17 protein-coding genes are annotated in these 18,423 nt (G+C 66.6%); 9 read left to right on the top strand and 8 right to left on the bottom strand.

Annotated features, from left to right (window positions below; all coding sequences use genetic code 11):
- Positions 1–50 precede the first annotated feature (50 nt).
- On the top strand, positions 51–896 hold the full coding sequence (locus ACOI2T_RS24300) for a GNAT family N-acetyltransferase (protein WP_409505492.1): 846 nt from the start codon (positions 51–53) through the stop codon (positions 894–896).
- Here ACOI2T_RS24300 and ACOI2T_RS24295 read toward each other — a convergent pair.
- Together ACOI2T_RS24295 and ACOI2T_RS24290 are read right to left on the bottom strand one after the other, a co-directional pair.
- Entirely contained in the window at positions 874–1,647 is a 774-nt protein-coding gene (locus ACOI2T_RS24295) for a 1,6-dihydroxycyclohexa-2,4-diene-1-carboxylate dehydrogenase (protein ID WP_409505550.1), read from the bottom strand. The two genes, ACOI2T_RS24300 and ACOI2T_RS24295, sit on opposite strands and share 23 nt — an antisense overlap.
- The gene (locus tag ACOI2T_RS24290; protein ID WP_409505491.1) at positions 1,647–3,014 is read right to left on the bottom strand and encodes an MFS transporter; all 1,368 of its coding nucleotides are present in this window, start codon (positions 3,012–3,014) and stop codon (positions 1,647–1,649) included. The genes ACOI2T_RS24295 and ACOI2T_RS24290 overlap by 1 nt, the downstream gene beginning before the upstream one ends.
- Positions 3,015–3,139: 125 nt before the next feature.
- On the opposite strand from ACOI2T_RS24290, the gene ACOI2T_RS24285 reads away from it, so the two are divergent.
- Entirely contained in the window at positions 3,140–3,940 is an 801-nt protein-coding gene (locus ACOI2T_RS24285; RefSeq protein ID WP_409505490.1) for an IclR family transcriptional regulator, read from the top strand.
- Between the two features lie 68 nt (positions 3,941–4,008).
- Here ACOI2T_RS24285 and ACOI2T_RS24280 read toward each other — a convergent pair whose 3' ends face one another.
- The gene (locus ACOI2T_RS24280; protein ID WP_067857251.1) at positions 4,009–5,193 is read right to left on the bottom strand and encodes an NAD(P)/FAD-dependent oxidoreductase; all 1,185 of its coding nucleotides are present in this window, start codon (positions 5,191–5,193) and stop codon (positions 4,009–4,011) included.
- A gap of 152 nt (positions 5,194–5,345) precedes the next feature.
- Between ACOI2T_RS24280 and ACOI2T_RS24275 the strand changes: the two genes are divergently transcribed.
- The 3 genes from ACOI2T_RS24275 to nrdF all read left to right on the top strand — a co-directional run bounded on the left by ACOI2T_RS24275 (position 5,346) and on the right by nrdF (position 8,757).
- Positions 5,346–6,086 (top strand): TetR/AcrR family transcriptional regulator, encoded by a 741-nt coding sequence (locus ACOI2T_RS24275; protein WP_067857253.1) that lies wholly within the window; start codon positions 5,346–5,348, stop codon positions 6,084–6,086.
- Between the two features lie 91 nt (positions 6,087–6,177).
- Complete coding sequence (locus tag ACOI2T_RS24270) at positions 6,178–7,719, top strand: flavin-containing monooxygenase (protein ID WP_409505489.1); 1,542 nt, start codon at positions 6,178–6,180, stop codon at positions 7,717–7,719.
- Between the two features lie 75 nt (positions 7,720–7,794).
- On the top strand, positions 7,795–8,757 hold the full coding sequence (gene nrdF / locus ACOI2T_RS24265; protein WP_067857259.1) for a class 1b ribonucleoside-diphosphate reductase subunit beta: 963 nt from the start codon (positions 7,795–7,797) through the stop codon (positions 8,755–8,757).
- A gap of 73 nt (positions 8,758–8,830) precedes the next feature.
- On the opposite strand, the gene ACOI2T_RS24260 is transcribed toward nrdF, so the two are convergent.
- Complete coding sequence (locus ACOI2T_RS24260) at positions 8,831–10,282, bottom strand: LLM class flavin-dependent oxidoreductase (RefSeq protein WP_085145492.1); 1,452 nt, start codon at positions 10,280–10,282, stop codon at positions 8,831–8,833.
- Positions 10,283–10,426: 144 nt separating this feature from the next.
- On the opposite strand from ACOI2T_RS24260, the gene ACOI2T_RS24255 reads away from it, so the two are divergent.
- Positions 10,427–10,753, top strand: a complete 327-nt coding sequence (locus ACOI2T_RS24255) for a DUF3349 domain-containing protein (RefSeq protein WP_085145202.1) — start codon at positions 10,427–10,429, stop codon at positions 10,751–10,753.
- A gap of 3 nt (positions 10,754–10,756) precedes the next feature.
- Here the strand turns inward: ACOI2T_RS24255 and ACOI2T_RS24250 are convergent, their stop codons facing one another.
- From ACOI2T_RS24250 to ACOI2T_RS24240, 3 genes are all read right to left on the bottom strand, one after another.
- The gene (locus tag ACOI2T_RS24250) at positions 10,757–11,806 is read right to left on the bottom strand and encodes an NAD(P)-dependent alcohol dehydrogenase (protein ID WP_085145203.1); all 1,050 of its coding nucleotides are present in this window, start codon (positions 11,804–11,806) and stop codon (positions 10,757–10,759) included.
- Positions 11,807–11,959: 153 nt separating this feature from the next.
- Complete coding sequence (locus ACOI2T_RS24245) at positions 11,960–12,235, bottom strand: YciI family protein (protein WP_067857267.1); 276 nt, start codon at positions 12,233–12,235, stop codon at positions 11,960–11,962.
- A 9-nt stretch (positions 12,236–12,244) separates the two neighbouring features.
- Positions 12,245–13,312: an iron-siderophore ABC transporter substrate-binding protein gene (locus tag ACOI2T_RS24240; protein WP_409505488.1), complete on the bottom strand. Its 1,068-nt coding sequence runs from the start codon at positions 13,310–13,312 to the stop codon at positions 12,245–12,247.
- Between the two features lie 164 nt (positions 13,313–13,476).
- On the opposite strand from ACOI2T_RS24240, the gene ctaD reads away from it, so the two are divergent.
- Genes ctaD through ACOI2T_RS24225 form a run of 3 tightly spaced genes read left to right on the top strand, consistent with a single transcriptional unit; the run spans position 13,477 to position 16,803 of the window.
- Positions 13,477–15,204 carry an aa3-type cytochrome oxidase subunit I gene (gene ctaD, locus ACOI2T_RS24235; RefSeq protein WP_067857392.1) on the top strand — a complete coding sequence of 576 codons (1,728 nt, stop codon included), beginning with the start codon at positions 13,477–13,479 and terminating at the stop codon, positions 15,202–15,204.
- Positions 15,205–15,238: 34 nt separating this feature from the next.
- Positions 15,239–16,492, top strand: a complete 1,254-nt coding sequence (serB, locus tag ACOI2T_RS24230; RefSeq protein ID WP_085145206.1) for a phosphoserine phosphatase SerB — start codon at positions 15,239–15,241, stop codon at positions 16,490–16,492.
- A gap of 17 nt (positions 16,493–16,509) precedes the next feature.
- A complete protein-coding gene (locus ACOI2T_RS24225) occupies positions 16,510–16,803 on the top strand; it encodes a hypothetical protein (RefSeq protein WP_409505487.1) in 294 nt (97 codons plus the stop codon).
- Between the two features lie 7 nt (positions 16,804–16,810).
- Here ACOI2T_RS24225 and yczR read toward each other — a convergent pair whose 3' ends face one another.
- Positions 16,811–18,250, bottom strand: a complete 1,440-nt coding sequence (yczR, locus tag ACOI2T_RS24220) for a MocR-like transcription factor YczR (RefSeq protein WP_409505486.1) — start codon at positions 18,248–18,250, stop codon at positions 16,811–16,813.
- Positions 18,251–18,423 lie beyond the last annotated feature (173 nt).

Here is an 18,423-nt window from a genome sequence, read left to right as displayed (position 1 = left end):
CCGGCGAAAATCACTGGAGACCCACGCCGCGAGTTGTCACGCTCGAGTGCATGATCGCCCATCTGCATTCGTCACCGAGCGACTTCGGCGCGGTAACCGGTGCGCTGTACGGCGCGGACCCGGTGCTGTTCACCTCCGAGCTGACGACGCTGCGCACCGAGCCATGGCCGGCAGATCAAGTCCTGCTCTCGGTGTCGAACGGTGGCACCGTCGCCGGTGCGGCCGTGCAGATACGCGAGTCGGTGCTGTTGGTCAGCGGTCTGCCTCCGGACGCCTCGCGGTCGGCGGCCGATGCACTCGCGTCAGCAAATGCTCAGCTGTTGGGTGTGCGCGGAACCCCCGCTAACGCAACGGCTTTCACCCGGGCTTGGCGTGCGGTCACCGGGGTTGCGGCCCGCAGGTCGTCGGAAGACGTGCTGTATCGCTTGGGCGCGCTCACGCCGCCGACCGGGGTCGCCGGCAACTGGCGGCTCGCGGCAGATCCTGACGCCGAGCTCTTCGAACATTGGCTCGACGCGTTCTACGTCGATGCGTTCGGCGCCGAGCCGAACATCGAGGCGAACCGCGGCATGCTCGCATCGGTTCGCGCTGCCGGCGGCCACGTCCTGTTGTGGTTTGCCGGAGATGTGCCGGTCAGCATGGCGCGGCTGCATCCGGCCGTGCTCGGCACGTCGCGCATCGGCCCGGTCTACACGCCCAGCGAACATCGCGGCCACGGCTATGCCGCCGCGGTCACCTCCGCGGCAGCGCAGTTCGCGCGTGACCGCGGGGTGAGCGATGTCGTGCTGTTCGCCGATGCCGCAAACGCCGTGTCCAACGGCGTCTACAAACGCATCGGCTTTGTGCCCGTCGCCGAGAACGTCCGGTACGCGCTCAGCCCCGATCGCCGCCGCTGACTTCCAGCACGGTGCCGGTGATGTAGCTGGCGTCGTCGGATGCCATGAAAAGGATTGGCGCCACCTGCTCTTCGATGCTGCTGTACCGCTTGAGGAACGTGCTCTGGGTGCTTTGCACGACGGTTTCCTCATGCCAGCGGATCTCGTCGTCGGTCAGCGGATCGGGATTGCGGGGAATGCCGCCGGGCGGTGCCGCGGTTCCGCCGGGGGCGGTGGCGACGACGCGAATGCCCTTGCTCGCCGCTTCGAACGCGAGCGACGCGGTGAGCGCGTTGACGCCGCCCTTTGCGGCCGCATACGGCACGCGGTTGATGCTGCGGGTCGCGTTCGACGACACGTTGACGATGACTCCGTGGCCACGTTCGATCATGGACGGCAGGGCCGCGCGCGTACACCACAGCGTCGGCAACAGCGAGCGATGCAGTTCGGCGAGGATCTGGTGCTCCTCGTAGAACTCGTACGGTTTTCGCCAGATGGTCCCGCCGACATTGTTGACCAGAATGTCGATCCGGCCGAACTCGGCGATCGCGAACTGCATCAGATCGCATGCGCCGCTGTAGGTTTCGAGATCACACACGAAACCGCGCGCTGCGCTGCCCGCCGATGAGATCTCGTCACTGGCACCGTGGACGCGGTCGGATCTGTCGGCGAGCACCACGGCTCCGCCCTCCGCGGCGATACCGCACGCGACGCCTTTGCCGATACCCTGCGCCGCACCCGTGACAACGGCAACCTTGCCCGTGAAGCGCATCACCGGCTCTCCACCGTGACCGCGGACTCATCGGTTGCCTCGGGCGAGGACACGCCGCGGTGCTGCGGGCGCAGCATCAACGTCGCGAGCGCAGCGATGGCCAGCGGGACGGCGATCAAGCCGAAGTAGCCGCCCACTCCGAAGCTGCCCAGCAGCCAGCCGCCGAGTGCTGAACCGATGATCGAACCGGTGCGGCCCACGCCGATGGAGAAGCCGGTTGCGGTGCCGCGCAGCTGAGTCGGATACGTCTCGGCGATCAGGTAATTCAGCACCAGCTGTTGACCGCCGATGCCGAGCCCGGCCACCGCGATCAAGGCGAACGTCAACGTCCAGTTCGAGCCACTCACCGCGAGGCCCAGCGCCACGGCGATCCCGAGGCCGAACATGCCGAGCAGCAGCCGGCGGATCGGCACGCGGGACAGCAATGCGGTTACCAGGAACGAGAAGACGATGAACGCGCCGTTGACCACGATGGTGCCCGATGCGGCCTGTTCTTTCGACAGCCCGGCCTGGTGCAGGGCCGTCGGGGTCCACTGCAGCAGCAGGAACCACGCGATCCAGTTCGCGAGATAGATCGCGCAGATCGTGATGGTCGAGGTGCGGTAGTCCGAGGCGAACAGCGCGCGGACCGAGCCGGCATTCTGCTCGCGCTGCTCGGCCGCGAGGATCACGTCGTCGGGGATGGACGCCCCGGTGATCCGGCGCAGCAGATCGCGGGCTTTGTCCTGGCTCGCGGCGTCATCGCGGGTCGCGAGATAACTCGGGGACTCGGGCAGGAAGACGACGACGATGGCCAGCAGAAGCAGCGGCAGCAGGCCGCCGAGGAGGAAGATGCCGCGCCAGCCGAGGGCCGGAAGCCAGGCCGCCGCCACCACGCCGCCGAGCATCGCGCCGCCGGGCAGGCCCAACAAGACCAGCGTCATCGACAGTTTCCGGGACCGCTCGGGGCTGTATTCCGCCGCGAGAGCCAGCAGTGACGGCGTCGCACCACCCATGCCCAGGCCGATGAGGAACCGCAGCAGCACGATCTGCCACGGGGCCTGCGCGAACGCGCCGAGCAGCGAGAAGACGCCGAAGATCGAGAGCGCCAACAGGATTGCCCGCTTGCGGCCGATGCGGTCACCGATCGATCCGAGCGTGATGGCGCCCAGAGCCATGCCGACCGTGCTCGCGGTGATCACCGCGGTCATCTCGGCGGTCGCCATGGAGAATTCCTCGGCGATCGACGATCCGATGAACGCGATCGACTGGGTGTCGAAGCCGTCGAGGAGGGCGATGGCGAAACACAAGCCGACGACACCCCAGCGCTTGAGATTCATGGGGGTGTCGTCGATGACCGATTGCACGCGAATCGGTGACGACGGCATGGCGTGGCCTTTCTGAGAACAAGAGCCTGTGAACAAGGCCTCAAGTAGGGCACAGAGTGAGGCGCCGTCTCTATAGTGAGCGCCAGAAGTCTCGCGATACGGGACTAATAAGCGCCATCGGCCGATTGAGACACTTTTTTGTTCCTAATACCGGGACAAGTGAGGAGCTGAGCATCGACGTCGAACCCATCGGCGAGCATCTGTCCTCGCTGGATTCCGGCCTGCGGGTGATGACGATGTTCGTCAACTCCGACAGCATCAACGTCACGTCGGTGGCGCGGGAACTGTCGTGCTCGCGCTCGAGCGCGTACCGCATCCTCAACACCCTGCGCAACAGGGGCATCGTGATCCTTGGGCCGACGGGCCGCGGGTATTTTCCCGGACCGGTGCTGCTCGACCTGGCTCGCCCGCGTGGACTCGACCTCGATGACCGCACGCGCCTGCTGCCCGTGCTGCGGCGTGCCGTCGACCTCACCGGCGAGACCGTCCACGTCGCGACCCTGGTGGGCACCCAAGTGCTGTTCTTCGACGGGATAGAGCCTGACCGGCCCGTGCGCGCGACGCTGCAACAGGGGTATTTGCGTCCGGCACATGCCATTTCGGCGGGCAAGTTGTTGCTGTCCCAGCTCACCGACGATCAGGTGCGCGCCCTGTACCCGGCGCAGCAGCTCGCCAAGGTCACCCCGTGGACCATCGACACGGTGACCGGTCTGCTCGACGAGTTGGCCACCATTCGCCGTACCGGCCAAGCCTTCAGCAGGCAGGAAGCGGCGGTCGGGTTGTGCGGGACGGCCGTTGCGCTGCCGGGCCGATCGTGGCGCGAGCGAGTCGCGCTGTGCGCCACCGTCCCGCACGATCGTGGCGACGACGCCGGCCTGCTGGCGACGCAGGCAGGCCTGCTCGAGGCGGCCGCAGGGCTGACATAGACGAATGGCCAGTCATGACACGCAGAAAACGAAAAAGCGTGTCACAACTGGCCATTCGGCACAGACGGCTACTTGATGGTGTGCTGTGGGCCCTGGGCCTTCTTGTAGAGAGCCTTGAGCATCCGGTCGCGGAACGCGGCGTTGTCGATCAGCTTGACGCCGGCATCTGCCAGCTTCGGGTAGCCGATCAGCTTGTGCATGTAGCGGCCACGCCGGTACTCCCGACCCCACGCGGCTTCCATGCGCTGCGCGTAGTTCGTGAAGTCGTCTGGCCCGCCGTTCTGCAGCGCCGCGATCGCGCACTCACCGGCGGCCAGCCCGGACTCGAGCGCCTTGGAGATGCCTGCGCCCGAGGCCGGCTTGCCCGCACCCAGCGAGTCGCCGGTGAACAGCACACCCGGACGCCATGGCGGCCATGCCGTGAAGCCCATCGGCAATCGCCATGCCCGCACGCTCTTGTTCTTCTTGAGCTCTTCGATCGGCGGCAGCTCCCACTCGGCGGGCAGGGTCCGCAGGAACTCGCCGAGGAACTGGGTGGCGTTGATCGACTGCCAGTTCTTGTAGGAGTTCACATAGCCGAGGCCGATGTTGAAGATGCCGTTGCCCATCGGGAACACCCAGCCGTAGCCGGGCAGCTGGTCGCCCTGGAACATCAGCTTGAGGTAGATGTCGAGGCTGTCCGAATCGGCACGGTTGGCGTGCATCTCCGAGCGGATCGCGATCGCGGAGTAGCCGTTGTACTCCGAGTCGATCTTGAGCGCGCGCTTGATCGGGGAGTAGGCGCCGTCGGCGGCGATGACGGCGTCGCCGAACACCTTCTCACCGCTCTTGAGCACCACGCCGACGACGCGGCCGTTGGCGTCGAACTCGGGCCCGGCCACCTCGGCGCCCTGGCGCACCTCGGCGCCAGCCGATTCGGCGTGCTTGAGCAACACCGTGTCCAGATGGGTCCGGCTGACGGTATGGCCGTGATCGGGCATCCCGGGGCGCCGCGGGAACGACAGCTCCCACGCGCTCGGGCTGAACACCGTCACCCGGTTGACCCGGTGATAGGTGGCGACCTCGTCGGCCAGTCCCATCTTCTGCAGATAGCTCACCGCGCGTGCGGTCAGTCCGTCGCCGCACGGCTTGTCGCGGGGAAACTCCGCTTTGTCCAGGACGACCACCTTGGCGCCGGTCTGAGCGGCCTGCCATGCGGCGGCCGACCCCGATGGGCCACCTCCGGCGATGACCAGGTCGTATCGCTGCGTCATGAGCCTCGTCTCGTTCGTTGAGTGTCGCAGAGATAGTACCCAAGCAAGATGTACCCAGCTTGCCGGGAGAAATCCCCGGGTCAGCGGCACCGTCAGGCGTGTTACTGCGCGGTCTGAGCAGGTCAGCGCCACCAGGCGAGTACAGTGATCGCGTGCGACGAGGGTCGAGGACACATTCCAGCAGCGAGGCGGGCGTCAAGGTCGATGCCCGCAGCGAGCGCTGGCGTGAACACCGCAAGAAGGTGCGGTCCGAGATCGTCGACGCCGCGTTCCGGGCGATCGACCGCCTCGGCCCCGAGCTGAGCCTGCGGGAAATCGCCGAAGAAGCCGGGACTGCGAAACCGAAGATCTACCGCCACTTCGCCGACAAATCCGACCTGTTCCAGGCGATCGGGGAGCGGCTGCGCGACATGCTGTGGTCGGCGATCTTCCCGTCGATCAACCTCGCCGCCGACCCGGCCCGCGAGGTCATCCGGCGCAGCGTCGAACAGTACGTGCAGCTTGTCGACCAGCACCCCAACGTGCTGCGGTTCCTGATCCAGGGCCGATTTGCCGAGCAGAGCGAATCGACCATGCGGGCGCTCAACGAGGGGCGGGGCATCACGCTGGCGATGGCCGACATGTTCTCCAACGAGCTCCGGGAGATGGAACTCGACGGGGCGGCGATCGAGCTGGCCGCGTTCGCGACGTTCGGCGCCGCGGCGTCGGCCACCGACTGGTGGCTGGGCACCAAAGAGGACAGCCCGCGGCGGATGCCGATCGACGAGTTCGTCGCGCACCTGACCACGATCATGGTCGGCTCGATCAACGGCACCTGCGAGCTGCTCGGCATCTGGATCGACCCCGATCTTCCGCTCCACGAAGGTGTGCAGCGCCGCGAACACGTGGGCTGATCGACCACCTCACCGGCGCGTTGACAGCCGAGCACTGGGGCCGGACACTGGCAAATAGCCGGTACCGGCGTTCCCAGGAAAGGATCTGACTATGACGGCTGCCGAACAGGCCGCTGCCAGCCAGCAACCCGTGCAGACCCGCGCGCTGATCATCGGCAGCGGCTTCTCCGGGCTGGGCATGGCCATCGAGCTGCAACAGCGCGGCGTTGACTTCCTGATTCTTGAGAAGGCCGACGAGATCGGCGGCACCTGGCGCGACAACACCTATCCGGGTTGCGCGTGTGACATCCCGTCGCACATGTACTCGTTCTCGTTCGAGCCGAAGGCCGACTGGAGCTACATGTGGTCCTTCCAGCCGGAGATCCAGGATTACCTGCTCGGCGTGACGGCGAAGTACGGGCTGCGCCGCTACATCACCTTCGGCGCGCACGTCGACCGCGCGCACTGGGACGACGACGAGTTGCGCTGGCACGTGTTCACCAAGGACGGGCGCGAGTACGTCGCACAGTTCCTCGTCTCGGGCGCCGGTGGCCTGCACATCCCGCAGATCCCGGATATCGAGGGTCGCGACCAATTCGCCGGTGCCGCATTCCATTCCGCGGAATGGGATCACAGTGTCGACATCCGCGGTAAGCGGGTGGCGGTCGTCGGCACCGGTGCGAGCGCCATCCAGATCGTGCCGGAGATCGTCGAGGACGTCGCCGAGCTGCATCTCTACCAGCGGACCCCGGCGTGGGTGATGCCGCGGGTCAACAACAAGTTCCCGCTGTGGCTGCGCCGCGTGTTCAGCTACGTGCCGGGCACCCGCGCGCTGCTGCGTGCGGGGATCTACTGGATCCACGAGGGCGTCGGCTTCGCCATGACCAAGCAGCCCCGGCTGCTCAAGATCGGCGAGATGATGGGCCGCTACAACATCAACCGCAGCATCAAAGACCCCGAGCTGCGCCGCAAGCTCACCCCGGACTACCGCGCGGGCTGCAAGCGAATCCTCAACTCCGACACCTACTATCGCGGCATCGCGAACCCGAAGACGCAGGTGATCACCGAGCGCATCGCCCGGATGACCCCGACGGGCATCGTCACCGCCGACGGCGTCGAGCACCCCGTCGACGTCGTGGTGTGGGCGACCGGATTCCACGTGACCGACTCCTACACCTACGTCGACATCAAGGGCGCGGGCGGCGAGGACCTCGTCGACCGCTGGAACCGCGAAGGCATCCAGGCGCACCGCGGCATCGCCGTCGCCGGCATGCCCAACCTGTTCTTCCTGCTGGGGCCGAACACCGCGCTCGGGCACAACTCGGTGGTCTTCATGATCGAGTCGCAGATCCGGTATGTCGGCCAGGCGATCGCGGCCGTCGACAAGGCCGGCGCCGCCGCGCTCGCGCCGAGCCGCCGCGCGCAGGACGAGTTCAACGCCGGACTGCAGCACGATCTCACCGGCACGGTGTGGAGCACCGGAGGTTGCCGGAGCTGGTACCTCGACGAGCACGGCGTCAACCGCACGCTCTGGAGCGGCATGACCTGGCAGTACTGGTTGGCAACGCGCTCGCTGGACCCGTCGGAGTTCGATTTCTACGACACGGAGCGCGACACGAAAACACAAGGTGTTGCGGTCACGGCCGGTGGCTGACCCCAGGGGTAGTGTCGGTGGTGCCGTCCGGCAAACACAACGACCTGGTGGAATGGGGTTCTGGTGAGCGAAGGCATGAAGCTGATCGACCGCGTCTCAGCGATCAACTGGAACCGGCTCCAGGACGAGAAGGACGCCGAGGTCTGGGATCGGCTGACCGGTAACTTCTGGTTGCCGGAGAAGGTCCCGGTGTCCAACGACATCCCGTCGTGGGGGACTCTCACCGAGCACGAGAAGCAGCTCACGATGCGGGTGTTCACGGGCCTCACACTGCTCGACACCATCCAGGGCACCGTCGGCGCCGTGAGCCTCATCCCGGATGCGCTCACGCCCCACGAGGAAGCGGTCTACACCAACATCGCGTTCATGGAATCCGTGCACGCCCGCAGCTACAGCAACATCTTCTCGACGCTGTGCTCGACCGCCGAGATCGACGACGCGTTCCGCTGGTCGGAGGAGAACCCGAACCTGCAGCGCAAGGCCGAGATCGTCATGCAGTACTACAAGGGCGACGAGCCGCTCAAGCGCAAGGTGGCCTCGACGCTCCTGGAGAGCTTCCTGTTCTACTCGGGCTTCTACCTGCCGATGTACTGGTCGAGCCGGGCCAAGCTGACCAACACCGCCGACATGATCCGGCTGATCATCCGCGACGAGGCCGTGCACGGCTATTACATCGGCTACAAGTTCCAGCGCGGCTTGGCCCTGGTCGACGAGGCCAAGCGCCAGGAGCTCAAGGACTACACGTACGAGCTGCTGTTCGAGCTCTACGACAACGAGGTCGAGTACACGCAGGATCTCTACGACGGCGTCGGGCTCACCGAAGACGTCAAGAAGTTCCTGCGCTACAACGCCAACAAGGCGTTGATGAACCTCGGCTACGAGGCGTTGTTCCCGCGTGACGAGACCGACGTGAACCCGGCGATCCTGTCGGCGCTGAGCCCCAACGCCGACGAGAACCACGACTTCTTCTCGGGTTCTGGTTCGAGCTATGTGATCGGCAAGGCCGTCAACACCGAAGACGAGGACTGGGACTTCTAGTTCCAGCGCCAGCAGACGCGTAAGTACCCGAAATCAACGATTTTCGGGTACCCACGCGTCTGCTCGGCGGTGCTCAGCGGCCCCGCGCCGGCTGAGCGGCCGTCGACGCCGATGACGACGGCACCGTGGACGGCCGCTCGATGATCGTCGAATTGCGGCCGCCCACACGGTAACTGGCCCCGCGGTGTTCGTCGGCGAGCCGGTCGCCGTGGCCCAGCAGTTTGTTGCGCAGGCTGCCCGGTGCATAGCTGGACTGGTAGGCGCCTCGCGCGGTCAGCACGGGGACCACGTGGGAGATGAAGTCGGCGAATGAGCCGGGCGTGATGGCGTAGGCGAGGTTGAAGCCGTCGACGTCGGTTTCGTCGACCCACTCCTGCAGGGTGTCGGCCACCCGGACGCCCGAGCCGACGATGCGCGGACCCATGCCACCGATCTCGCCCCATTCGGCGATATCGCGCACGTTCCACTCGCCACCCTTGTCCGAAGCGGATTGAAAAGCTTTGACCGCGGACAGGATTGCGTTGGAGTCGACGTTGCCGATCGGCTCGTCGAGGCCGTAGCGGGCCAGGTCCACGCCCATCCAGCCGGACATGAACACCAGTGCGCCCTCCGGATCCCCGTAGGAGAGGTACTCGGCGTGCTTGGCGTGGGCCTCCTCGTCGGTCTCGCCGGTGATGACGGTGGTGAGATTGAAGATCTTGGCCGAGTAGGGATCGCGGCCGGCCAGCTCGAGCTCGGAGCGGATCGTCGAAACCGTCTCCCGCAGAATGGCTTTGGTCGGCGCGGCGGTGAAGATCGCCTCGGCGTTCTCGGCGGCGAACCGGACTCCGCGTGGCGACGAGCCGGCCTGATAGATCACCGGGGTGCGCTGCGGTGACGGTTCGGCGAGATGAACGCCCGGAACGCTGAAATGTTCACCGGCATGGCCGATGTGGTGCACCTTGGCCGGGTCGGTGAACACGCCGCGCTCGGCGTCGCGCACGACGGCGTCGTCCTCCCACGAGCCTTCCCACAGCTTGTAGAGCACTTCGAGATACTCGTCGGCGTGGTCGTAGCGTGCGTCGTGCGCGGGCTGGTCGGTCTGGCCCATGTTGCGGGCCGCGGCAGGCAGATACCCGGTGACGATGTTCCAGCCGATGCGGCCGTTGGTGAGGTGGTCGAGCGTCGACATGCGCCGCGCGAACGGATACGGATGTTCGAAGCCGGTGCCGGTGGTGATGCCGAAGCCCAGATTCTCGGTCACCAGCGCCATGGCCGATACCAGCAGCATCGGATCGCCCACCGGGATCTGTGCCGCCTGGCGGATGGCGGCCTCGTCACTGGCGCCGTAGACGTCGTACGTGCCGAGCACGTCCGCGATGAACAACCCGTCAAATCGACCGCGCTCCAACAACTTCGCAAGCTCGGTCCAGTAGGTGATGTCCTTGTAGCGCCAGGACTGATCGTCGGGATGTCGCCACAGCCCGGGGGATTGGTGGGCGACGCAGTTCATGTCGAAGGCGTTGAAGCGGATCACGCGGGTCACCGCGCCGAGGATGCCGGGTGACCGCGGTGATTTCACCGGTTGTGTTCAGCGGGATTGTTTCTCGCGGTGAACGACGGGTGAAGGGGCGACCAACTGTCGGCCCCTCGAGTGGTGCGCTCATCGCCCACCCACCAAACTGGCGCAGTGACCACACAGTCGCTGGTGATCTCGATCCTGAACTGGTTGCGTGCCGGATATCCCGAGGGTGTCCCCGGCGACGACCGCGTGCCGCTGTTGGCGTTGCTGCGCGCCACCCCGTTGACCGATGAACAGGTCAAAGAGGTGGTGCGGAATCTCACCGCCGACGGTTCGACAGCGCTCGTCGACGGCTCGATCGATCATGACGAGATCGCGGCCTTCATCGCCGAGGTGTCGCACCACGACGCCGGCCCGGAGAACATCAACCGGGTCGCGGCCAAACTGGCCGCCGCGGGTTGGCCCCTGGCCGGCGTCGAGCGCGAAACCGTCTGAGTACTAACCCCGCAGCGATGCGGTGTCGATGACGAACCGGTAGCGCACGTCACTGGCGAGCACGCGCTCGTAGGCCTCGTTGATGTAGTCGGGCGCGATCACCTCGATCTCGGGCAGCGCGTCGTGCTCGGCGCAGAAATCGAGCATCTCCTGGGTCTCGGCGATGCCGCCGATCATCGACCCGGACAGGCTGCGGCGCATACCGGCCAGCGGGAACGGCGGCACCTCCATGGCGTGCTCGGGCATACCGAGTTCGACGAGCGTGCCGTCGACCTTGAGCAGGCCGAGGTAGGCGCCGAGGTCGAGGTTGGCCGACACGGTGTTGAGGATCAGGTCGAACGATCCGCGCAGCTTCTTGAAGGTGTCCGGATCGGCGGTCGCGTAGTAGTGGCTGGCGCCCAGACGCAGGCCGTCTTCCATCTTCTTGAGTGACTGGCTCAGCACGGTGACCTCCGCGCCCATCGCCTTGGCCAGCTTGACGGCCATGTGGCCGAGCCCGCCGAGACCGATCACGGCGACCGACTTGCCGGGGCCGGCGTTCCAGTGCCGCAGCGGGGAGTAGGTGGTGATGCCTGCGCACAGCAGGGGAGCGGCCGCGTCGAGCGGAATGCTGTCGGGGATGCGCAGCACGTAGTTCTCGTCGACGACGGTGGCGCCGCTGTAGCCGCCGAACGTCGGGGTGCCGTCGCGCTCGGTCGAGTTGTAGGTGGCGATCATGCCGGTACCGGTGCAGTACTGCTCCAGGCCGGCCTTGCAGTTGTCGCATTCACGACAGGAGTCGACGAAACAGCCGACGCCGACGTGATCGCCGACCTTGTACTTGGTGACCTCGGAACCCACCTCGGTCACCACACCGGCGATCTCGTGGCCGGGGACAACGGGGTAGTTGGGCGTGCCCCACTCACCCTTGACGGTGTGGATGTCGGAATGGCAGATCCCGGCGAAATGGATGTCGAAGGCTACGTCGTGCGGGCCGACCTCGCGGCGCTTGATCGTGGTTTTGGTCAGTGGCTCGGTCGCCGAGTTCGCGGCGTAGGCGGAAACAGTGCTCATCAAAGCCCTCTTTTATCGTCGTCAGTGCATACTTCTGGGGACATTAGCCCAGTTAACTGGCGCCTGCTGAACACAGCAGAGCCCGTATGAGAAACGACGAGGCGCGTAGCGCTAATCCCGGCTTTCGCTGTGACCTTGGTCCCGGCTACCTGGCTACAGGCTGGGCGCGCGGAACGATCCGTTGAACGACACGCGCTCGACGCTGACCAGGCCGGCCAACGTGTAGGGGTCGCGGTCGATGATGCTCTGGGCTTCCTCGGCGCTGATGTCGCCGGTGATCAGGACGGCGCCGGTCGGGGTTTCCTGGCGGCCGGCCAGCAGGATGCGCCCCGCGGCCACTTCCTCCTTGAGCCAGGCGATATGGGCGGGCCGGGTCTGCTCGACGACGTCGAGCGGCTTCAGGTAAGTCGTGGTGAGTACGTGGAACACGCTGCGAGATTAGTTGATCGGTGCGTTGACCCAGCGCAGGTCGTCGAGGATCCCGCGCGCCGCCACGATGTTCTGCCCGGTCTGCCACACCTCGTCGTTGACCACGAACACCCGGTTGTCGCGCGCGGCCGACAGCGCGCGCCACGCGTCGCTGTCGAGGATCGCGGTGGCGTTGTCCCTGGCCGCCGCAGACGCGAACGAGACGTAGACGATGTCGGCGTCGGCGATCGAGTAGTCGGCGTCGGACGTGCTGAGCTCCTCGTACGGCTTGTCGGTGAACCGTTGGGCCGCAGGGCGATCCAGGCCGACCGCGGCCAGCACGCTGCCGGGGAAGTTGTCGGCGCCGTACACGCGCACGGTGTTCTCGGTCAGCTGCACCACCGATGCCTGGAAGTGGGCGGCGTCGTTGTCGGCACCGGTCTTGCGGGCCGCATCGTCGAACTTCTCGATCAGATCGTCGGCGGCACCGGCGCGTCCGGTCGATGCGCCCACCGCGCGCAGGGTGTCGCGCCAGTCGGCGCCGGGCGTGCCGGTGAACACGGTCGGCGCGATCGCCGCGAGCGCCCCGAACGACGACGGCGTCAAGGCCTGCGACCCCAGGATCAGGTCGGGTTTCGCCGCCTCGATCGCGGCGAGGTCGGGGGCGCCGCGGGTGCCCGCCGGTGCCACCTCGTGGACGACGGTGCCCAGGTATGAGGGCTGGGTGGACGAACCGTCCGGAAGGGCCGCCGCGACGATGCGCGCTTGCAGGCCGAGCGCGCACAGGGCGTCGAGCTGGTCGCCGGACAACACCACGATGCGCTGCGGATCGCCGCGCATCTCGGTCGTCTCGGGGATGTCGGCACCTCTCGCATTGCGGACCTCGCGGGGCGCCGGGTCGGCGGGCGCCGGGTCCGGTGCACAGGACTCGTCCGGTCTGCGCTGGTTGCCGAGGACGCCGGCGTCGGCGATCTTGGTCACGCTGGTGGTCATCGACGGCTGGCTCGCCCGCGTGGCGTCTTCCGAACCGCACCCGCTGGCCAGCGTCATGGCTGCGACAGTCAACAGGGCGCTTGCCAGTGCGCGGTTCCTCAGCACGGGGCGACGTTAACACCCGACCGCTTGCGGCTGGTCAGGGCTTCGTCCGGGGTAGGGGCCCGGCCAGTACGACACTTTGTAGGACCCACGGGCACGCATGTCGCGGGGAGAGTTAGGATTCAGTTCGATAAGCGGGATTTCCCGACGAATCTTTGGAGGACCTCTTGGTAGCCGAAGCGCCCCCAATCGGAGAACTCGAGGCACGTCGTCCGTTTCCGGAACGTATGGGCCCCAAGGGGAACTTGATCTACAACCTGATCACCACCACCGATCACAAGCTGATCGGCATCATGTACTGCGTCGCGTGCTTCGCGTTCTTCGCGATCGGTGGCCTGATGGCGCTGTTCATGCGTACCGAGCTGGCGATGCCGGGTCTGCAGTTCCTGTCCAACGAGCAGTTCAACCAGCTGTTCACCATGCACGGCACGGTGATGCTGCTGTTCTACGCGACGCCCATCGTGTTCGGCTTCGCCAACCTGGTGTTGCCGCTGCAGATCGGTGCGCCCGACGTGGCGTTCCCGCGCCTCAACGCGTTCTCGTTCTGGCTGTTCCTTTTCGGCGCGCTGATCGCGATCGCCGGCTTCATCACCCCTGGCGGTGCTGCTGACTTCGGCTGGACGGCGTACTCGCCGCTGACCGACGCGATCCACTCGCCCGGTGCCGGTGGCGACCTGTGGATCATGGGCCTGGCCGTCGGTGGCCTCGGCACGATCCTCGGTGGCGTCAACATGGTCACCACCGTGGTGTGCATGCGCGCACCCGGCATGACGATGTTCCGCATGCCGGTGTTCACCTGGAACATCCTGGTGACCTCGATCCTGGTGCTGCTGGCCTTCCCGCTGCTGACCGCCGCGCTGTTCGGCCTTGCCGCCGACCGCCACCTGGGTGCGCACATCTACGACCCGGCCAACGGCGGTGTGCTGTTGTGGCAGCACCTGTTCTGGTTCTTCGGCCACCCCGAGGTGTACATCATCGCGCTGCCGTTCTTCGGCATCGTCTCCGAGATCTTCCCGGTGTTCAGCCGCAAGCCGATCTTCGGTTACACCACCCTGATCTACGCCACCATCAGCATCGCGGCGCTGTCGGTCGCGGTGTGGGCGCACCACATGTACGCCACCGGCGCGGTGCTGCTGCCGTTCTTCTCGTTCATGACGTTCCTGATCGCGGTCCCGACCGGCATCAAGTTCTTCAACTGGATCGGCACGATGTGGAAGGGCCAGTTGACGTTCGAGACACCGATGCTGTTCTCGGTCGGCTTCCTCATCACGTTCCTGCTGGGTGGCCTGTCCGGCGTGCTGCTGGCCAGCCCGCCGCTGGACTTCCATGTCACCGACAGCTACTTCGTCATCGCGCACTTCCACTACGTGCTCTTCGGCACCATCGTGTTCGCCACCTACGCGGGCATCTACTTCTGGTTCCCGAAGATGACGGGCCGCCTGCTCGACGAGCGGCTGGGCAAGCTGCACTTCTGGCTGACGTTCATCGGCTTCCACACCACGTTCCTGGTGCAGCACTGGGTGGGTGACGAGGGCATGCCGCGTCGCTACGCCGACTACCTGCCCAGCGACGGGTTCACGACGCTCAACGTCATCTCGACCATCGGCGCGTTCATCCTCGGTGTGTCGGTGCTGCCGTTCGCCTGGAACGTCTTCAAGAGCTGGCGCTACGGCGAGCCGGTCACGGTCGACGATCCGTGGGGCTACGGCAACTCGCTGGAGTGGGCGACCTCCTGCCCGCCGCCGCGGCACAACTTCACCGAGCTGCCGCGCATCAGGTCGGAGCGTCCGGCGTTCGAGCTGCACTACCCGCACATGGTCGAGCGGATGCGTGCCGAGGCCCACGTGGGCCGGTCGCATCACCCCGAGCTCGAAACCGCGGACAAGTCCAGTTGACGGTAGGCGGCATCCGGGGGAGGTGAGTCGGAAGGTGCCTTCGCCTATCGGTCCTTCGCGCGAGCGCTCATCGGTTCTGATCACCGTCACCGGCGTCGATCAACCAGGCGTCACCTCGGCCCTGTTCGAGGTGCTGTCCCGACACAAGGTGGAACTGCGCAACGTCGAACAGGTCGTCATCCGCGGCCGGCTCACCTTGGGTGTGCTGGTCGCGGTGCCTGCTGACATCGCTGACGGAGACGGCCTGCGCAGCGACGTCGAGGCCGCCATACACGGCGTAGGTCTCGACGTCGTGATCGAGCGCAGCGACGACCTTCCGGTGATGCGGGAGCCGTCCACGCACACGATCGTGGTGCTGGGCCGCCCCATCACGGCGGGTGCGTTCAGTGTGGTGGCCCGGGCAGTAGCCGAACTGGGCGTCAACATCGACTTCATCCGCGGAGTCTCGGACTATCCGGTGACCGGCCTCGAGCTTCGCGTCTCCGTGCCGTCAGGAGCCGCGTACGGGCAGCTGCAGACCGCGCTCGCGAAGGTCGCGGTCGACGAGGGTGTCGACATCGCGCTGGAGGATTACAGCCTGTCGCGCCGGGCCAAGCGGCTCATCGTCTTCGACGTCGACTCCACGCTGATCCAGGGCGAGGTGATCGAGATGCTCGCCGCGCGGGTGGGCGCGGAGGCTGCGGTCGCCGAGGTCACCGAGGCGGCCATGCGCGGCGAACTGGACTTCGCCGAGTCGTTGCACCGCCGAGTCGCGACGCTGGCCGGGTTGCCTGCCGAGGTACTCGACGACGTGGCCGAGCAGCTCGAGCTGACGCCCGGCGCACGCACGACCATCCGAACCCTGCGGCGGCTGGGCTTTCACTGCGGCGTGGTGTCCGGCGGTTTCCGCCAGGTGATCGAGCCACTCGCGCACGAGTTGATGCTCGACTACGTCGCGGCCAACGAACTCGAGATCGTCGACGGCAAGCTCACCGGACGCGTGATCGGATCCGTCATCGACCGGCCGGGTAAAGCCAAGGCGCTGCGCGACTTCGCTCAACAGGTCGGTGTGCCGATGGAGCAGACCGTGGCCGTCGGTGACGGCGCCAACGACATCGACATGCTGGCGGCAGCCGGGCTGGGTGTCGCGTTCAACGCCAAGCCCGCACTGCGGGAGGTCGCCGACGCATCGCTGAGCCACCCCTACCTCGACACCGTGTTGTTCATCCTCGGCATCACGCGCGGTGAGATCGAGGCGGCCGACGCCGTCGACGGTGTGGTGCGACGCGTCGACATTCCGGACGACTGACGTAGGCTTAGCCCGTGATGACGGTCAAGCACGCAGTTCTGGTTGGTGGTTTCGCAGTCGCAGCGGTCCTCGGACAGGTGGCAGTCGCGGCACCGGCCGAGGCCAAGCGTTGCCCGTCGGGCACCGTTCAGTCGAAGTTCGAAGGCGTGTGCGTCAAAGGCGCATCGGGCGGCGGGCTCGTTCCGGTGCTGCCGCCGAGCGCCGGTGGCCCGGTGATCGGTGGGCAACCGGGTGGGCTGGCGACCGTGAACGGCATCCCGTGCACCGAGGAGCACTACGGCACCTGCCTGGCGATGACCCAGCAGCCGTAGCGGCCCGCTACACCACCAAAGCCTGCTGCTGCGGTTCGACCGTGCCGGTTATGCTGTGCCAGGCCCGGACCAGGAGTTCGACGGCTTCTTCGAGTTGCGGTTCCGGTAACGCGTAGGGCAACCGGACGAAGCGCTCCAGCGTGCCGTCCACACCGAAGCGGGGGCCCGCAGGCAGATCGACACCCATGCGCGAGGCCGCGGCCGCCAACGCGGTGCTCATCGGGGCGGGTAGCTTGACCCACAGCGACATACCGCCGCGGCCGGGCCCCGGCTGCCAATCCGGCAGTTCGCGCGCCAGCAGCGAGACCAGGAACTGTCTACGGGCGCGGATCACCTCGCGGCGTTCCGGCAGCACCTCGTCTCGCGTGGCGAGCAGCCTTGCCGCGGCGAGTTGTTCGAGGATCGACGTTCCGAGGTCAACAGAGGGCCTGATGGCGGCTATGGTCGCCAGCGTGGCGCGCTCGGCGCGGATCCAGCCGACCCGCAAGCCGCCCCAGAACGACTTCGACATCGAGCCGACCGTGAGCACCAGGTCATGGCGTCCCACCGCCGCGGCGAGCGGCTCGGGCGGCGCCTCGTCCATCCACATGTCGATGATCGATTCGTCGACGATGGTTCGGGTGCGCGTGTCGGAGATGATCTGTCCCAACCGTTTTCGATCCTCCGGGGGCATGATGAAGCCGGTCGGATTGTGGTTGTCGGGAATGAAGTAGGCCAGGCTGGGCGCAAGTTGCCGCACGGCGGCATGCACGGCATCCAGCTCCCACCCCTCCTCGGTGAGTGCGACCGGCACGGCGCGGGCGCCGGCAGTTGAGATCGCCGACAGCGCACCGTGATAGGTGGGTTGCTCGACCAGCACCCGATCGCCCGGCTGGGTGTGCGTCGCGAGGATCAGGCCGATGGCGTGTTGTGCGCCGCTGGTCACCATGATCTGGCTGGGGTCGGTGGGAAGGCCACGGGCGCAATATCTTTCGGCGATCGCCGCGCGGAGTGCGCTGACGCCCATCAACTCGTGGCCGGGCTCCTGCAGATAGGGCGGGATGTCTTTCGCGGCCTCGGCGAACGCCTCGAGGACCGGGTTGCTCGGTGCGGCGAGCGCTGCCGCGGCGAGGTTCACGGTAGGGGTGCCCGCCTCGGCGGGCACCTGGGGGCGGACCGGCAACGCCGTGGTGCTGCGGGCGCCGCGGCGGGCGTTGAGGTAGCCGTCCTCGCGCAGCTGGGCGAACGCCGCGGTGACCGTGGTGCGCGATACCCGCAGGGCCTCGGCCAGGGCTCGCTCGCTGGGCAGGCGCGAACCGACCGGAACCCGGCCGTCGACGATGAGCAACCGGATCGCGTCCGCGAGGCCGAGATAGGCCGGTCCACTCACACTGGATGTGCGCCAGTTTCCTAGTTCGCGGGCCAAAAGGTCCACATCGAGCGCTCTGGCAGCCATATCGGGACTCATAATGATGCCAGTATCCGCCAACTGGCTATTGATGAGCAAGCCAGATCGCCAGATTATCGGGATATGCGAACAAATTGGCTTTCTCGACTGGCCGAATCCCTGGCGAATACGTTCAGGTGGCCCGGCCTCAACGGCAGCTTCGACTTTGCGGACCGCGACGAAGAGCGCATGCG

Source organism: Mycolicibacterium wolinskyi str. Jessa 2025, from assembly GCF_049241375.1.
Taxonomy (GTDB): Bacteria; Actinomycetota; Actinomycetes; order Mycobacteriales; family Mycobacteriaceae; genus Mycobacterium; species Mycobacterium wolinskyi.
This window is presented reverse-complemented; position numbering and strand designations above follow the sequence as displayed.